Source organism: Streptomyces sp. HUAS 31, assembly GCF_028198125.1.
GTDB lineage: Bacteria > Actinomycetota > Actinomycetes > Streptomycetales > Streptomycetaceae > Streptomyces > Streptomyces chartreusis.
Genome location: NZ_CP116354.1, coordinates 87,178 through 102,921, shown reverse-complemented (window position 1 = coordinate 102,921; position 15,744 = coordinate 87,178). Strand labels below are relative to the sequence as shown.

Genomic DNA, 15,744 nt, shown 5'->3' with positions numbered 1-15,744 from the left:
GCACAGGTCGCCGCGCGTGTGCCGCGAACCCCGGACCCGGCGGCAGGGCAGGAGGCCGGGTCCGGGGTGGTCGGTGGTGACCGGCTACGGCCGGCCCGGCCTGTGCGTGTCGATGAGCTGGTCCATGAGTGCGTCGAACCGGGCGTCGACGGCGCGGCGGGCATGGTCCTGGTCGTGCCAGGAGACGATCTCGCGGGCGCCGCGGGCGAAGGGCACGGACGCGGTGAACTCCGGCACGAGTGAGCGGACCTTGCTGTTGTCGAACACCATCGAGTGCGCCTTGTCGCCGAGCAGGTCCTCGCCCCACCGCGGGTCTGCCGCCGCGATGGCCTGGGAGGGCACATGGACGAGCCGCGGCTCGTCCACGCCGGCCGCCTCGGCCACGGTCCGGTAGATCCGGTCCCAGCTGAGCACCTCGTCGCCGGTGATGTGGAAGGTCTCACCGAGCGCGCCGGGGTGGCCGAGGAGTCCGGTGAAGCCGAGGGCGAAGTCCGTGTGGTGGGTGAGGGTCCACAGCGAGGTCCCGTCGCCGTGGACCAGCACCTCCTGTCCGCGGCGCATCCGCTCGACCGCTGTCCAGCCGCCGTCGAAGGGCACGGCCGTACGGTCGTAGGTGTGCGAGGGCCGCACGACGGTGACGGGGAACCGCCCTTCCCAGTGCGCCTCGGCGAGCAGTTCCTCGCAGGCGATCTTGTTGCGGGCGTACGCGGATTCGGGGTTGCGCAGCGGTGCGCTCTCCGTCACGGGCAGTTGTCCGGCGGGGCGTTCGTACGCGGCCGCCGTGCTGATGAAGACGTACTGGCCGGTGCGCCCGTCGAACAGGTCGATGTCCCGGGCGATGTGATCGGCCGTGAAGTTGAGGAAGTTGACGACGATGTCGAACTTGTGGCGATCCGCGACCGCCTGCATCTGATCGGTGTCGTGGACGTCGGCCGTCATCAGGGTGGCGCCGTCGGGCGCCGGGCGTGCCGAGGTGACTCCGCGGGTCAGGATGTGCAGGTCGGCGCCGAGTTCGACGGCCCGCCGGGAGCACGCCGAGCTGATCACGCCGGTACCGCCGATGAAGAGGACCTTGCGGCCCTCAAGCCGACTGGTGTTCATGAGGGTTACGTACTCCTCGCGTGGTGTGGGGCGGTCACTCGCCCGGGTAGCGGACGCCCAGGTCACGGCGGACCCTGTCCAGGACGTGCATGACGCGCAGCGTCTCGTCGAGCGGCATCAGGTCCGACTCCAGGCGTCCGGCCGCGACACACCGCGCCGCTTCGGCTGCCTCGTAGCACAGTCCGCCCTGGCTCAGCACAGGGGTGTAGGAGTCGACCTGCTCGTTGTGGCGGTTGATCAGACGGACCGTGGCGGGCGCGTAGAAGTCGCCGCCGATCTCCAGGCGGGCGCGCGTGCCGCAGACCGACGCCGTGGTCGCGGTGCGGGCGAAGAGGCTGGTGTTCAGGACGCCGTGCGCTCCGGATTCGCCGGTGACGACGATCGAGGCCTGTCCGTCGACTCCGGTGAAGGCCTTGGTTCCCACCGCGGTCACCGAGGCGAAGGGGCCGAGCACCATCGAGGCGAACGAGACGGGGTAGACGCCGAGATCGAGCAGGGCTCCGCCGGCCAGCTCAGGGGCGAACAGGCGGTCGGCCGCGTCCGGTGTCATGTGCTGCCCGTGGTCGGCGGTGACCGTGCGCACCTCGCCGAGCAGCCCGGAGTCGAGCACCTGGCGCACGACGTCGATGTGCGGCAGGAAGCGCGTCCACATCGCCTCCATCAGGAACACCCCGTGCTCCCGGGCCGCGGAGATCAGCCGCGCGGCCTCACCGGCGTTGCGCGTGAACGCCTTCTCCACCAGCACGTGCCGGCCTGCTTCGATCGCCTGTAAGGCGTGGTCGAAGTGGGCGGAGTGCGGGGAGGCGACGTAGACGATGTCCACCCGGTCGTCGTCCAGCACTTCGGCATAACTGCCGTACGCCCCGGGTATGCCGAACCGCTCCGCGAAGGCGAGGGCCCGTCGGCCGTCGCGCGATCCGACCGCCACCACGCGTTGCTCGGTGTGCGCACGCAGCGCCTCGACGAACGACGCCGCTATGCCGCCGGGGGCCAGCACGCCCCAGCCCATGGACGGCGCGTCACGCGGGGAGGGCGTGCGTGGTGCGGGCAGCACCAGGCGTGCGGTGTCGTGCGCGTGGACGTCGGCCGGGCGGGACTGCGGCATGGAGCTCCTGTCGCGAACGAGGCGGGGTACGGCCATGAGGCCGGGGCAGGATGCCGTCATGCAAACGGATCGCCGAGCGGCAGCGCAACCAGGTGGCCGGCTCCGAGCGGCGTCACGCGCGGGACTGGGGAGAAGCCCCGGGGCGCCGCGGGCCGGCGGTACGGCAGGGTCGGTGGCACGGCACGCCTGAGCCGGTCGCTCTCCGGAGTCCGGTGTGCCGGCTGGGAAGCCCCGGTGGTTGTGGTCACGACAGCCGGGGCCTCACCGCCCCGTCCGGTGCTTGCGCGCAGGCTCCGGACGGCGGCGGGCGGGGCCGCCCGACTGCTCACCCTCGCTGAGCGGTTCTGTCCCTGTCCTCGGGTGCGCCGGGCAGGTCGACGGACACCTCCAGCCCGTTGGGCCTGAGCGGCGTGGCCCGCAGGGTGCCGTCGTGGGCGCGGACGATGGACCGGACGATGGCGAGCCCGAGGCCGTGCCCGGCCGGGCGCCCGTTGGAGTGCTCCGTGCGGGTGTCGAGGCGGTGGAAGGGCTCGAAGGCCCGGTCGGCCTCCTCCCGGGTCAGCGCCGGGCCGGAGTTGCGCACCGTGAGCCGCACCCGTCCGTCCTGCGAGCGGTGCACGGCGACCGTCGCGATGCCGTCGCGGTGGTTGTGCTTGACGGCGTTGTCGATGAGATTGCCGACGAGTTGCCGCAGCAGCCTGGGGTCGCCGGTCGTCAGGGCCCCGCCCGTCGGCCCGCTCAGGAGCACCCCGGCCTCCCTCGCCTGCGGTCCCACCTGGGCGCAGTGTTCGCGTACGGCGGCCCCGAGGTCGACGCTCTCCTGGTTGATCGCTCCGTGGTCGGCCCGGGCAAGGGTCAGCAGCGCCTCGGTGATGTCGGTGGAGCGCCTGTTGAGGCTGAGGAGCTGGCCGCCCGCGGCCCGCAGGTCGTCCGGATCCGGTGAGGCGAGCGCCACCTGCAGGATGGTCCGCATGCTCGCCAGCGGGGTGCGCAGTTCGTGCGAGGCGTTCGCGGCGAACCGACGCTGTGCCTCAAATGCCTGTTCAAGGCGACGGAGCATGGCGTTGAAGGTGTCGGCGAGTTCCCGGATCTCGTCCTGCGGTCCGCTCAACGCGATGCGCTCGTGCAGGGTGGAGCCGACGATGCCGCGCGCCGTGGCGGTGACCTTCTGCAGCGGGGCCAGCATCCGGCCGGCCATGAACCAGCCGACGATCACGGAGATCAGCAGCAGGATCAGGAAGACGACGGCGCTGAAGACGAGGAGCGCGTGCAGGAAGTCGGACTTGCTGGACACCTCGATCGACAGCAGGCCGTGCGTGGACTTGGCGTACTCGACAGACGAAGGAGTGGGACTCGCTCCGGACAGGGCGGTGGCCGTCTCCGTCGGCATGCGGGCGCTGTGTCCGGCGATGGCCGTGGAGGCCGCGTCGGGCGGCAGGCCGGGGGCTGCCGCGGCCTTGCCCGAGGGGGCCGGCTCCGGCGGCAGGCTGGGGGTCGCCGCGCCCGGAGCCGGGGGTTCCGGCGACGCGGACGCATTGGTCGCGCCGTCCCCACCTGCGGGGCCCGGGGTCGGGGAGGCGCCGGTCCGGGTGAGCGCGGTGGAGTAGTTCGGGCCGAATCTCATGAAGAGGTACAGCAGTCCCACCATGGCCGCGCCCGAGGCCGCGAACAGCACCCCGTAGGCGAGGGTGAGCCGGGTGCGGATGGTCAGGTGGGACAGGCGGGCGCGGGTCCTCACGAGGAGCGTCCCAGGTAGTAGCCGGCGCCCGTGCGGGTGTGCAGCAGGGCCGGCTCGCCGAGTTTGCGCCGCAGGGTCGAGATGGTGACCCGCACCGCCTGGGTGAAGGGGTCGGCGTGCTGGTCCCACGCCTTCTCCAGCAGGGTCTCGGCGCTGACCACACCGCCCTGTGCGCTCATCAGGACGTGCAGGACGGCGAACTCCTTGCGGGTCAGCCGCAGGTAGCGCTCGTCGCGGTAGACCTCGCGGCGGAAGGGGTCCAGCCGTACGCCGGCCCACTCCAGGACGGGTGGCGGCGGCGAGCCCGACCTGCGGTGCAGCGCGTGCAGCCGGGCGACGAGTTCGGGGAAGTCGAAGGGCTTGGAGAGATAGTCGTCCGCGCCCAGGCGCAGCCCGTCGACACGGTCGTCGAGCGAGGCCGCCGCGGTGAGCATGAGGACCCGCACGGAGCTGTGCTGCTCGGTGATGCGCCGGCAGACCTCGTCGCCGTGCAACCGTGGCAGGTCGCGGTCGAGGACCACCACGTCGTAGTCGTGGCACACGATCTGCTCCAGGGCGCTCTCGCCGTCGGGGGCGTGGTCGGCGGCGATGGCCTCCCGGCGCAGGCCGTTCACCAGCGCCTGCGCCATGAACGGCTCGTCCTCGACAATCAGCACACGCACGTGCTCTCCTCCCTGTCGTCCGTGGCGCAGGTGGTCATGGCGCCGCCGCTGGAGCCCGGCGCACAGGGGATGGCACCCCCGCCGGCGCCTCGGGGGAAGGAGCCGGCGGGGGCACCGGCTACGGTGCGGCGAGAGCGACCGTGGGAGGGGTGCGGGCGGCGCGCAGAGCCGGGTACAGTCCGGCGATCGCACCGATCAGGGCTGTCGCGCCCACTCCCGCGGCGAGCGCGGCCAGGGGAACCGCGGTGGGCCAGCCCTGGCTGAGAGAGTAGCCCGCCGTCACGCCCGCGCCGAGTGCTGCTCCGCCGAGTCCGCCGAGGCAGGACAGAAGCAGCGCTTCCATGAGAAACTGCCGGGATATTTGCCGTCGGGTCGCCCCCAGCGCGCGCCGCAGCCCGATCTCGCCGCGCCGTTCCATGACCGCGATGACCATCGTGTTGGCCACGCCGATCCCGCCGACGAGCAGGGCGACCGCGCCCAGCCCGAGGAGCAGCCCGGTGAAGGACGCCTCGGCGGCCTGGCGGGCCTTCAGCGCGTCCGACGGCCGGCTGACGGTCACGTACCGGGGGTCCTGCGGATTGGCGGCGCGCGGCAGCAGGGCGCGCACCGTCTGCACGAGTTCGTCGGCGGATCGCTCGTACACCTTGGTCGGGTGGCCGTCGTAGCCGAGGTATCGCCTGGCCGCTTCGTTGTTGACGAGGACGGCGGTGTCGAGTTCGGGCGCCAGCGGCACCGGCTCCAGGACGCCGAGCACCGTGAAGTACTTGTCCTTGATCCAGACGCTCTCCCCGGGCTCCGTGACACCCAGCCGGTTCGCCGACCGCTCTCCGAGGACGGCGGTGGGATACCGCTCGGGGGCACGGTCGAGCCAGCTTCCCCGGCTGAGGGACGCCTCCAGGGTCCGCAGCAGGTGGCTGTCGGTCGCGAGCACGGTCAGGCCGTTCGACTCCGCGGGGTCGATACGCGCGTTGCGGTAGGCGTTGACGTCCTTCAGTTCTCCCGTGCCGCTGACGGTGTCCACACCGTCGGCGCGGGCGATCGTCGCCACCGTGGTCGTGGGCAGCGGTACGGCCTTGCCGGTCGCGGGGTCCTGGCCGGGCTCGAGGGTCAGCAGGTTGGTGCCGAGCTTGTCCAACTCCGCGTCGAGGTAGGCCCTGCTCGACGCGGAGATCCCGATGACGGCGATCATCGCGGCGATCCCGATGGCGATGCCGGCGGCCGAGAGCACGGCCCGCAGCGGCCGGGTGCGCAGTCCGTTGGCGCCCAGCAGCAGCAGGTCCTTGCCGCGCAGGCGCGAGCGCTTCGTGGCCTCGCTGTTCATCGGGACTCCCGTGCCGGCCGCGGCCCGGTCGTCGTGAGTCCGGAGTCCTCCACGAGTCGCCCGTCGCGCATGACCAGGCGGCGCGGCAGGCCCGCCGCCAGCTCCGTGTCATGGGTGATGACCGCGACGGTGGTGCCGGCGGCGTTCAGTTCGCGCAGCAGCCGCACCACCATCGCGCCGGACCGGGTGTCCAGTGCCCCGGTCGGCTCGTCCGCCAGGAGCAGCGCCGGATCGCCCACCACGGCACGGGCGATGGCCACGCGCTGCCGCTCGCCTCCGGAAAGCTCGTGCGGCCGGTGGTCCAGACGGTGTCCCAGACCCACCCGGTGCAGAGCGGCGGCGGCTTGGTCGCGGCGCCGGCGTCTGGTCATGCCCGTGTACAGCAGTCCGTCGGCGACGTTGTCGAGCGCGCGGGTGCCGCCGGAGAGGTGGAACTGCTGGAATACAAAACCGATACGGTGCGCCCGCAGTGCCGACAGCTTGCGGTCGTCGAGCCGGTCCACGCGCTGCCCGTCCACCACGACCCGACCGGAGGTGGGGCGGTCCAGAGTGCCGATCAGATTGAGCAGGGTCGACTTCCCGGAGCCCGATGGGCCCACGACGGCGACCAGTTCACCGGGCGCGATAGCCGTCGTCACATCCCGCAGCGCGTGCACCCGGTGGGGTTCCTTGCCGTAGGAGCGGCCGACCTCGGTCAGACTCACCACCGATTCCGCGGAGCCGGACGCGCGATGCCCTTCGTCGGGCGGGAGTGCGGTCACAGCTTGGGCACCCCCACGCGGGCGCCTTCGCGGATACCGGGCCCGCTGACCTCCGCCTGTCCCTCCGCGAACGCGCCCGTCTTGACGCGGACCACGACGACCTTGCCGTTCTTGACGAGTTGTACCGCGTAACCGCCGCCCTGCGCCGGGAGCAGCGCGGTGACGGGCACGAAGAGCACGTCCTTGGCCTCCGAGCGCTTGAGCACCACGACGACGTCCTTGCTCTGCACGTCGGCGAACAGCCGTGAGGACTCGGGTCGTACGGTGATCGGGACGACCCTCGTGTTGTCCTCGGTCATCTTCTCGGTGCCGACGGAGGCGACCGTCCCCGCGACGCGCTTGCCGTTCAGGAGCTCGATCTCGACCTTCGCGCCCTTGACGGCCAAGTCCTGTTCCTCCGAGGGGACATCCGCCGAGACACTGTGCTGGAATCCGGTGACCTGGAGCACGTCCTGGGCGGGGGCGACCGGGTCGCCCGCGCGCACCTTCGCCTCGGCGATCCGCAGCGAACCCGGGGCGAAGACCACTCTGCCCAGCTCGACTCTGCCGTTCGAGGGCAGACCGTTGTTCTTCTGCCAGCGTTTGACCGCCGCCTCGGTCTTCTCGGTGAACTCGTCGTCGACGGTGAAGTCGGTGTACCCGAGTTCGGCGAGGTTGCGCTCCAGCATGCGCACGTCCTCGCCGTCCGGCATGCCGCGCTTGAGTTCCCGCCATGCGGGCAGATCGCCGCGCAGCAGGAACACGGGCTTGTCGTCGACGGAGTACAGGCGCTCGCCCTGGGCGATGACGGTGTTGGACGACGGAACCCAGGTGACGATGCCGGTGAGGTGGTTCTTGACGGCACGGCCGCCGGCGAACTTCACCGACCCCGTGGCGACCACCTCGGTCACCAGATCGCCCCGGACGACCGGCTCCGTCCCGGGCGGCACCTTCTCGCGTGCCGAGGTCCTCTCGGGCGGGGTGTCGTCCAGATAGGCCGTCACGGCGAACGCGGTGGCGGTCGCCAGGACGGCCGCGACAGCGACGAGGACGGCGCGGCGAAGACCCCTCCTGCGCGGTCGCAGGCGGGGTTCGTCCTGAGGTCCGCCGTCCGGCTCGACGGACACCTGCCGCAGCAGGACCGTGTCCGGCTCGCCGTCCGTCACTTCTTCCCCACCGCCTTGTTGACGTAGTCCTCCAGGGCCTGGCCGATCTCCTTGCAGGCTTCCTGGGCGCGGTCCAGGACGGGGTTCTCTCCCGGGAGTTGCGGTGCGCCCTGGCTCTTGGAGTCCGACACCTCATAGCCGTTCTCGCGCAGGCACTTCTGGTTCTTGAGCGAGAGCTCCTCCAGCTTCGGGTCGGCGGCCAGCCCGCCGGTGCCGGCCTGCTGGCCACCGGGCGGCCGGCCGCACTTCTGCTCCGCCTTGTCCAGGACGGACCGGTCGACTCCGGCCGGCGGCACGGGCGCCTCGCCCGGCTTCGGGTCGGCGACGTCGACACCGTTGCTGCGCATGCACGCGGCGTACCGGACGCCGTCCTGGTCCTTCGAGGAGGCCCCGTCCCCGGTGTCGGCCGCGCCGCCCGTGCCGCTGTCCCCGGTGGCCCTGTCCTCGTCACCGGTGCCGGCCGCCGTGCTCTCCTTCGCGGCGGGGCGCTCGTCGCCACCGCAGGCGACCGCACCCGTCGCGAGCAACAACACGGCGGCCGTGGTGGCCATGCCCCGGCGCCAGGCGCGGACCGACGAATTCATGGATGCCTCCAGTAACGGGCTCCGCTCGTGGAGCCTCGACCACATCTGGTGCGACCGGCGCCGGAACCCCGGGGGGACGGAGGCCGCCGGCGGCCGGTCACGGACGTCATTGCAGCGGGCCGCCTGTTGGGTGCGGGTCAGGAAATTCCTTTAGGTTCTTGCAAGGTGTGGGTGCGACCGGAGCCGAGGCACTCGGGGCGGGGGTGGGCCCGGACGCCGGCCGCAGGCACCATTCCCCCGGAGGGTGCCTTGCGTCGCCGTGAGCGATTTTCCATACGCTCACGAAACATCCGGGCCGAAAACCTTGGCAGGGCCCCAGGACCAGGTAGGGGTAGCGGGGTCCGGCTCCGGGACCGGCCGGGCATTGCGACCGGATCCGCTTCGCCCTTGTACGTGCCGCTCCATCTGCCGCTCAGCGGTATTCAGTAGAATGCGCAGCACTGCTGAGCCCGTCGAGCATCGGCATCGAGGGGTGCGCATGGAGGAGTCTCGCGGGCACCGGTTCATCGGGCGTACCGATGAACTGAGAATCCTGCACAACGCTGCCCGAACGGCGGCTCGGGGAATTCCCCGCGTAGTCACGGTCTCCGGTGCGACCGGGATGGGCAAGACGGCGCTCGTCGAGCATTTCACGGATACGGTCGCCAAGGAATTCACCGTCCTCAAAGCGTGGGACATCCCTCCGAAATCCGACCTGCCCTTCTACACGGTCACCGGGCTCCTCGCCGACGGCACCGAGCACCTGTCGCCTCCCGCACCCGAAGCCGTCGGGCCGCAGCCCTCCGTGCTCGACATAGGGGGCGCGGTCATCGACCTGCTCGACTCGTCGCAGGAGACCTCTCCGGTGCTCTTCTGGCTGGACGACGCCCACCGGGTGGACCTCGAGTCCCTCCAGTCGATCGGCTTCGCCCTGCTGCGCCAGGACGCCGAGCGGATCCTGACGGTGATCTGCACGCGGGAAGCGGCCCGCACCGCACGGAACATGGGCCTGAAGGACCTCGTGCCGGCATCGGACCACATCGAGGTCAGCGGCTTCACCATGTCCGAGACCCGCGAGTTCATCGAGGACCGCACAGCGCGCCCGCACTCCGAGGCGAAGCTGCGCGGCCTGGCCGTGTGGAGCCACGGCAACCCCCTCTTCCTGGAGGCCGCGCTCGGCTCGTACGGCGGGAACCTGCCCGACGATCCGGCCGCCATCGACGTCCCGTCGTCCCTGAGCGACGCCGTCGGCGCGTGGTCGCGCTCCTTTCCCCCGGGCAGCCGGGACATCCTGAACATGCTCGCGGTCCTCGACGCCCCGGCCACCGTCGCGCTCCTCGGCCGGCTGCTCGACTCGGAATCGGCCGGCTCCGACGCGGAGATCCTGGTGGACCAGCACGCGGCGATGTGGCTGCCGGACCGGGTGCCCACGCTCCGGCTGGTGCACATCGGGCAGCGGGACGCGCTGTACGCCGCGATCCCCAGGCGGGAACGCAACCGGATGCACCTGCGCGCCGCCCGGCTGCTGGAGCCGTCCGCCGCCTGGCGCCATCGGGTGGCGGCGACCGAGACGTACGACGCCGCGCTGGCGAGGGACCTCCTCGGCGCGGCGGCGCGCGAGGCCCGGGCCGGTCGGACCGCCCTGGCGGCCGACCACCTGCTCGCGTCGTCCCAGGTGGACCCCGACGGCCGGCGCCGGCAGGACGCGCTGCTTTCGGCGGTGCGTCTGCAGGTCACAGGTGGACAGCCGCGTACCGCTCTGCGCCACGAGGAGGCGGTGCTCGCGGCCGCGCCGGGGCCGCAACGGGACGAGGCGCTCGGCCTGTTGAACCTGGCCAAGGGCCGGGACGCCCTGGCCGCCTCGTACCTGAACCGCGCCCGCGAGGCCTTCACCGCACGCGGCGACCTGGCGCAGGCGGCTTACGCCGCGGCCGAGCTGGGTGTCGCGCAGGGCTCGCTCGGACTGGGACAGCAGGCGCTGAGTGCCTCCGAGTTCGCGCTGCGGCACGCGCGGGACGATGTGGTGCGGGGCCTGGCCGTCGCGAACCGGGCGTACGGGCACGCGCTTCTGGGCGGGCCGGTGGCCGGCCTGAGGCACCTGGACCGGTTGTCGGCTCACCCTTCGCAGGTGCCGGCCACCCACACCGACAGCCTCATCTACCGCGGGCTGTTCCGCGCGCTCTCGGGGGATCTGGCCCGCGCCGTGTCCGATCTGTCGGCCGCGGCCCGGCGACGCGAGGTGGGAGTGTCGAGGATCAGCAGTGTCACCGCGCTCACCCACAGCCTCTGGTGTCATCTCGCGCTCGGTGAGTGGGACGAGGCCAGACGCAATGTCTCCGTCGCACTCGACATCGCGCACACCACCGGCCGCCCGGCGGACTTCTTCAACCTGCACTGTTTCGTCGCCGTGCTGCACGCCTTCAGCGGCCGTCGCGAGCAGGCCCGGGTCGCGTTGCGCGAGGCGCTGTCCCTGGAGACCTCCGCGGACTTCTCCGGGCCCGGTTTCCATCTGGCGGCCACCCGGGCGACGGTGGCGTTCGCCGCGGAGGACTTCGAGGAGACGGTCGCCGTCCTCGCTCCGGTCGTGGACGAGTCCGTCAACACCGGGCGTTCACGCCTCTACGCCATGCGGCACCTGCCTGTGCTCGGGGTGGCGTCGGCACGCACCGGCGATCTCGGCCGGGCGCGGTCCGTGCTGCGCGAGCTGGAGGCGGCGCAACCGCACGGCGCGCTGGTCAGGGTGGTGGTCCACTGGGTCGGGGGAGCCATTGCCGCCGTCGACGACCCCGCAGGGGCCGTCGCGTCGTACGAGGCAGGTCTCGCCGTGCCACCGCACGGCGGCGACCCCGTGGCCTACAAGGCCCTCATGCGCCAGGACCTCGGCGCGCTGCTGCTGGCGACCGGTGACACGGAACGGGCCCGCGAGCAGTTGCGCACCGCCGAGAAGGTGTTCACACGCCTGGGCGCCGCGCGGTACCTGCAGCGATGCCGCGCCCTGCTGGAGGACGCCGGCACCGCGGCGCAGCCGGCCGCCGCGGGATTCTGGGAGACCTTGTCGGACCGGGAGCGCGATATCGCGGGCCTGGTCGGTCTCGGCTGGACGAATCGGGAGATCGCGGCACGGCTGTGCCTGAGCACCAAGACGGTCGAGTATCACCTGGGCAATATCTACATGAAGAACGACATCAGGGGCAGAAGAGAATTGCGCGACCTGATGCAATCCCGCCAAGGGTGAAGTGCCGGTCGGTCCGGACCGCAGCGCCGCGTGGGGCTTCGAATCACTCAAATCACTGATCACTTTCCGCGGCACTTCTCCGGTTCAAGAGAGCGGCACCGGCCTGCCCTTCGCCCGGTGAGCGAACGGAACGCCGCCAGTGAGCAGCCCGAATTCCCTCCGCGGAGAGCATCGACCGCGTCTCTCCTCGGGTTCATCCGGCATATAACAGCCGGCGGTCACGGGCTTGATCGGCTCAGGACGGACCGAAAGTCTTTGCCGGGCAAACGAGTTGGATGCGAGGAAGATGTCCGGCGAGATCGATGGATTCAGGTATGGCGTGGTCACACCGGTGGTCGCATTTCTCATGGCCTGGCTGGGCTCGTCCCTCGGCCTGCGGTGCATGGTGCGGACACTGCACCGCCCGCGCGGCTGGAAACCGGGCTGGCTGGCACTGGGCGGTGCGTCCATCGGCTGCGGCATCTGGACGATGCACTTCGTCGCCATGACGGGCTTCACCATCACGAACACCCGGGTCGCCTACGACACATCTCTGACGCTGCTCAGCCTGCTCATCGCGGTCGTCGTCGCGGCGATGGGCGTGTTCGTCGTCGGGTACGCCGGATCGGGCGCACTCGCGCTGTGCCTGGCGGGGCCGGTGGTGGGGCTCGGCGTGGCGGGTATGCACGTCGTCGGTATGGCCGCCATGCGGACCAGCGGCGGCTTCCGGTTCGACACCGCCGCCGTGGTGCTCTCCCTGGCCATCGCCGTGGGTACCGCCACCGCGGCACTGTGGACCGCGGTGGGGCGGGCCTCGTGGGCACCCCTCCTCGGCGGACTCGTGCTGGCCGTGGCGGTCTGCGGCATGCACTACACCGCGATGGCCGCCCTGAGCTACGACACCTTGGGCCACACGGATCCCACGCACGGCAACTCCCCCCTGTCGCCGCTGCTGCCGATGCTGACGGGGCCGGTGTTCTTCCTGCTCTTCGCGGCCTTCGTGGTCATGCTGGACCCCTTGGTCGTGGGCGGCGCCGACGCGCCGGAAGACCCCCGCGCCTTCGCCCCCGCCACCGGGCAGCACCTCCCCCCACGTCCTGACCTCGCCGTGCCGGCGCCCGCGGACCCGCCGGTCGACTCCCTCACCGGAGTGGGACACCGTGATCGACGCTGACACTGTGAGAATCGAAGGAAGCGATGTCACATGCCCGAGTCGGCCAAGCCCCTGTCAGATGCTTGCGACATCACACTGGCCCGTGCGGCAGCGTCCGGCGGCCCCGACGCGGGCGCGGCGGGACGGGAGTTGGCCGGCCGTCATCTGGACGCCGTCCTCGCGTACGCGGCACGGTGCACGGCCACTGCGCAGGGTGCGGCGCTGCTCGCCTCCACCGCGAACAGGGCCGCCTTACGTGACTATCTGAGCGACGGGGCGGAAACGGCATGGCGGCCGTATGTGCTCACCGCCGTGCTGCGCACCGCCGCCGAGTGGTTTCGCGACCACCGGCAGGGGCGACTGAGCGACGAACTGCTGCAGTGGCTGACGCAGTCGAGTGCCGTCCTCGGGCAGGAGGACGAGCAGACCCTCCTGGCAGCCGCCTTCCATCAGCTCCCCGTCCGTATACGGGTCGCCCTGTGGCACGCCGTCGTCGAGCGGGAGGGGCCCGAGGCCGTCGCCCGCCATCTGGGGGCCGAACCGAGTGTGGTGCAGGGCCTGTTGCCCGCTGTGGAGAGGAAGTTCCACAACGCCTTCATCGAGGTCCTGGAGGAGTACGCGGCCCCGGCGTGCCGACCCTTCACCCGCATCCTCGTGACCGCCTCCGAGACCAACGACCGCCGCGCCGCCGTCACATCCGTCAGCGGCGGGCTCGATGGGCACCTGGCCCAGTGCGCCGACTGCTGCGACGCGCTGCGCGACCTGGCGCAGTTGCACCAGCGCAATCCCGGACCGCTGCTGGCGCAGACACTGATCCCCTGGGACGGCTTCCGCTACTTCTGCGACCGGGACGCACGCGCGTCCCCCGCCCGTCGGCGGCGCCATCCCGCGCTCGGGCCGTCCGAACCGCGCCGTGTCACGCACCGGCGCCGAGGCGTGCTGGTCGCCCGCCGGCTGCGGGCGATGCGCGCAAGGCCGGCTGCCGCGGGCGCGGTCTGCGCCGGTGCCGTGCTCACCGTCCTCCTCGCGTGGCTCGCGGTCCCGGGTGGCCAGGAGGCGGGCGAGCAGGTCGCCGCCCGGCCCTCGCACTCCGATCGCTCCTTCCCCCGGGCGGACTCGCCCGCCGCGTCGGCGTCCAGTGCGTCACCCGGCACCGACGGGGACAGGACACCGAGCCCCGAGGGCCGGCCACGTGAGAGGGAGCCGGCGCCGCGACCGAGTCCGGCTCCCTCCCCTCCCCCGGCGCGCGGACCGGCCGTGCCGGGCGCCGACCTGCGCTGGGACTTCGACGGCGGTCCACGCGGGCTCGGGGGAACTCCCTCCGGCAGTGTCGTGGGAGACGCGCGGCCGAGCACACGGCGCGAGGGCTCGATGCACTTCGGCGGGAGCGGCTACGTCCAGTCCGACCGGGCCGTCGTCGACACCGCTCACGACTTCACCGTCTCCGCCTGGGCGCGCCTGACTTCGACGTCCGGGTTCCAGACGGTCGCCGGGCAGGACGGTGGGAACGTCAGCGGGTTCTTCCTGCAGTACAGCGCCGACGACGGCCGATGGCGGCTGGCCATGGGAGACGCCGACTCGGTCGACGTGGACGAGTGCGACGTGCTGTCGCTGGCCCCGCCCGCCACAGGCCGGTGGCAGCTCCTGACCGCGGTGTTCGACGCGGACGCCGAGCGCCTCCTGCTCTATGTGGACGGTTCGCTGCAGGAGACCGCCGAGCACTCGCCCACGTGGTCGGCCGACGGCCCCTTCACCGTGGGCCGCGGAAAGTGGGAGGGCGCGCCGTCCGACCCCTTCCGCGGGGGCATCGACGACGTACGCGCATACGACCGGGCGCTGTCGGGCCGCGAGGTCGCGGCGCTGGCGAAGGCCCCGCCGAACACCTGAGTCCCGAGCGCCGCGAAATGCTCACGAACACCGAGCAGTTCGCGGCGCCTGCGGCGGTCGTACGGCATCGCCGCGAGCGCCCGGGTGGTCACATGTCCGCCGCGCAGCGAAAGCCGCAGTTGCCGCTGCTGGAATCCGGCGTGTTGGAGGTGCGGGCGGCCACCCGGTAGCGATTGCAGTAGGAGTCGTGGCACAGGTAGGAACCGCCGCGCATCACCCGGGTGTCGCCCTCGTCCGGGCCCCGCGGGGCGGTGACGGCGTCGGCCGTATGGGACGTGGTGAAGCGGTCGGCGGTCCACTCCCACACATTGCCCACCACGTTGAACAGGCCATATGCGTTGGGCCGGTAGGTGTCGACGGGAGCGGTGCCCACGTGTCCGTCGTCGGCGGTGTTCACGACGGGGAAGTCGCCCTGCCAGATGTTGCAGCGCCAGCGGCCGCGCGGGGTGAGCTCGTCGCCCCACGGGTAGCGGGCCTGGTCGAGGCCGCCGCGTGCCGCGTACTCCCATTCGGCCTCGGTGGGCAGCCGCTTGCCCGCCCAGGCCGCGTACGCCCGCGCGTCGTCCCAGGTCACGTGCACGACCGGGTGCCGGCTCCGGCCCTCGATCGCGGAACCCGGGCCCTCCGGGGCGCGCCACGCGGCGCCTCGCACACCCCGCCACCACGGGGTACCGGCCGCCGCCCTGCTCGCGTGCACCCGCTCGGGCGTGAGGAACCCCGCGAACACGTACGACCAGCCGAAACGCTCGGCGGCGGTGACATGGCCGGTGTCCTTCACGAACGCGGCGAACTGGGCGTTGGTGACGGCGCACGCGTCGATGCGGAACGGCGGGAGGGTGACCTGGCGCACCGGTCCTTCGCCGTCCGCGGGGTTGGCGTGGGCGTCCTCGTTGCCCATGCGGAAGCTGCCGCCGGGCAGCGTCACCATGCCCCGGTACGAGGCCCGCGCGGGGCGCGGCACGACGGGTGTCTCCGGTCGCGGACGGGTGTGTCCGGCGGGGGCGCAGCAGGAGGATCCCGCGTGCTCGTCGTCGTCGGAAGTCGCGCGGAAGTCATGCGCAGTCAATGGACGCCTCCTGTTTCAACATGGATTA

Annotated in this window: 12 protein-coding genes; 3 read left to right on the top strand and 9 right to left on the bottom strand. The window is 71.9% G+C overall.

Going from position 1 to position 15,744, the window contains the following annotated elements; translation table 11 throughout:
* Positions 1 to 84: 84 nt before the first annotated feature.
* The 8 genes from PGH47_RS42670 to PGH47_RS42635 all read right to left on the bottom strand — a co-directional run bounded on the left by PGH47_RS42670 (position 85) and on the right by PGH47_RS42635 (position 8,417).
* Positions 85 to 1,101 carry an NAD-dependent epimerase/dehydratase family protein gene (locus PGH47_RS42670; RefSeq protein ID WP_271668383.1) on the bottom strand — a complete coding sequence of 339 codons (1,017 nt, stop codon included), beginning with the start codon at positions 1,099 to 1,101 and terminating at the stop codon, positions 85 to 87.
* 34 nt (positions 1,102 to 1,135) lie between these two features.
* Positions 1,136 to 2,206 (bottom strand): Gfo/Idh/MocA family protein, encoded by a 1,071-nt coding sequence (locus tag PGH47_RS42665; protein ID WP_271668382.1) that lies wholly within the window; start codon positions 2,204 to 2,206, stop codon positions 1,136 to 1,138.
* Positions 2,207 to 2,531: 325 nt separating this feature from the next.
* Positions 2,532 to 3,944, bottom strand: a complete 1,413-nt coding sequence (locus tag PGH47_RS42660; RefSeq protein ID WP_271668381.1) for a sensor histidine kinase — start codon at positions 3,942 to 3,944, stop codon at positions 2,532 to 2,534.
* Entirely contained in the window at positions 3,941 to 4,606 is a 666-nt protein-coding gene (locus tag PGH47_RS42655; protein WP_271668380.1) for a response regulator transcription factor, read from the bottom strand. Before PGH47_RS42655 ends, PGH47_RS42660 begins: the two co-directional genes overlap by 4 nt.
* A gap of 118 nt (positions 4,607 to 4,724) precedes the next feature.
* A complete protein-coding gene (locus PGH47_RS42650) occupies positions 4,725 to 5,927 on the bottom strand; it encodes an ABC transporter permease (protein ID WP_271668379.1) in 1,203 nt (400 codons plus the stop codon).
* Complete coding sequence (locus PGH47_RS42645; RefSeq protein WP_271668469.1) at positions 5,924 to 6,634, bottom strand: ABC transporter ATP-binding protein; 711 nt, start codon at positions 6,632 to 6,634, stop codon at positions 5,924 to 5,926. Before PGH47_RS42645 ends, PGH47_RS42650 begins: the two co-directional genes overlap by 4 nt.
* Positions 6,635 to 6,684: 50 nt before the next feature.
* Positions 6,685 to 7,833, bottom strand: coding sequence for a peptidoglycan-binding protein (locus PGH47_RS42640; RefSeq protein WP_271668378.1), 1,149 nt, complete (start codon positions 7,831 to 7,833; stop codon positions 6,685 to 6,687).
* Positions 7,830 to 8,417, bottom strand: coding sequence for a hypothetical protein (locus tag PGH47_RS42635; protein ID WP_271668377.1), 588 nt, complete (start codon positions 8,415 to 8,417; stop codon positions 7,830 to 7,832). Before PGH47_RS42635 ends, PGH47_RS42640 begins: the two co-directional genes overlap by 4 nt.
* Positions 8,418 to 8,847: 430 nt before the next feature.
* Between PGH47_RS42635 and PGH47_RS42630 the strand changes: the two genes are divergently transcribed.
* The 3 genes from PGH47_RS42630 (at position 8,848) to PGH47_RS42620 (ending at position 14,650) form a co-directional block, all read left to right on the top strand.
* Entirely contained in the window at positions 8,848 to 11,631 is a 2,784-nt protein-coding gene (locus PGH47_RS42630; protein WP_333938229.1) for a helix-turn-helix transcriptional regulator, read from the top strand.
* Between the two features lie 331 nt (positions 11,632 to 11,962).
* Positions 11,963 to 12,784, top strand: coding sequence for an MHYT domain-containing protein (locus PGH47_RS42625; RefSeq protein ID WP_271668375.1), 822 nt, complete (start codon positions 11,963 to 11,965; stop codon positions 12,782 to 12,784).
* Between the two features lie 30 nt (positions 12,785 to 12,814).
* Positions 12,815 to 14,650: a LamG-like jellyroll fold domain-containing protein gene (locus tag PGH47_RS42620; RefSeq protein ID WP_271668374.1), complete on the top strand. Its 1,836-nt coding sequence runs from the start codon at positions 12,815 to 12,817 to the stop codon at positions 14,648 to 14,650.
* Positions 14,651 to 14,738: 88 nt separating this feature from the next.
* Here PGH47_RS42620 and PGH47_RS42615 read toward each other — a convergent pair whose 3' ends face one another.
* Positions 14,739 to 15,716: a formylglycine-generating enzyme family protein gene (locus PGH47_RS42615; protein WP_435887871.1), complete on the bottom strand. Its 978-nt coding sequence runs from the start codon at positions 15,714 to 15,716 to the stop codon at positions 14,739 to 14,741.
* Between the last annotated feature and the right edge of the window lie 28 nt (positions 15,717 to 15,744).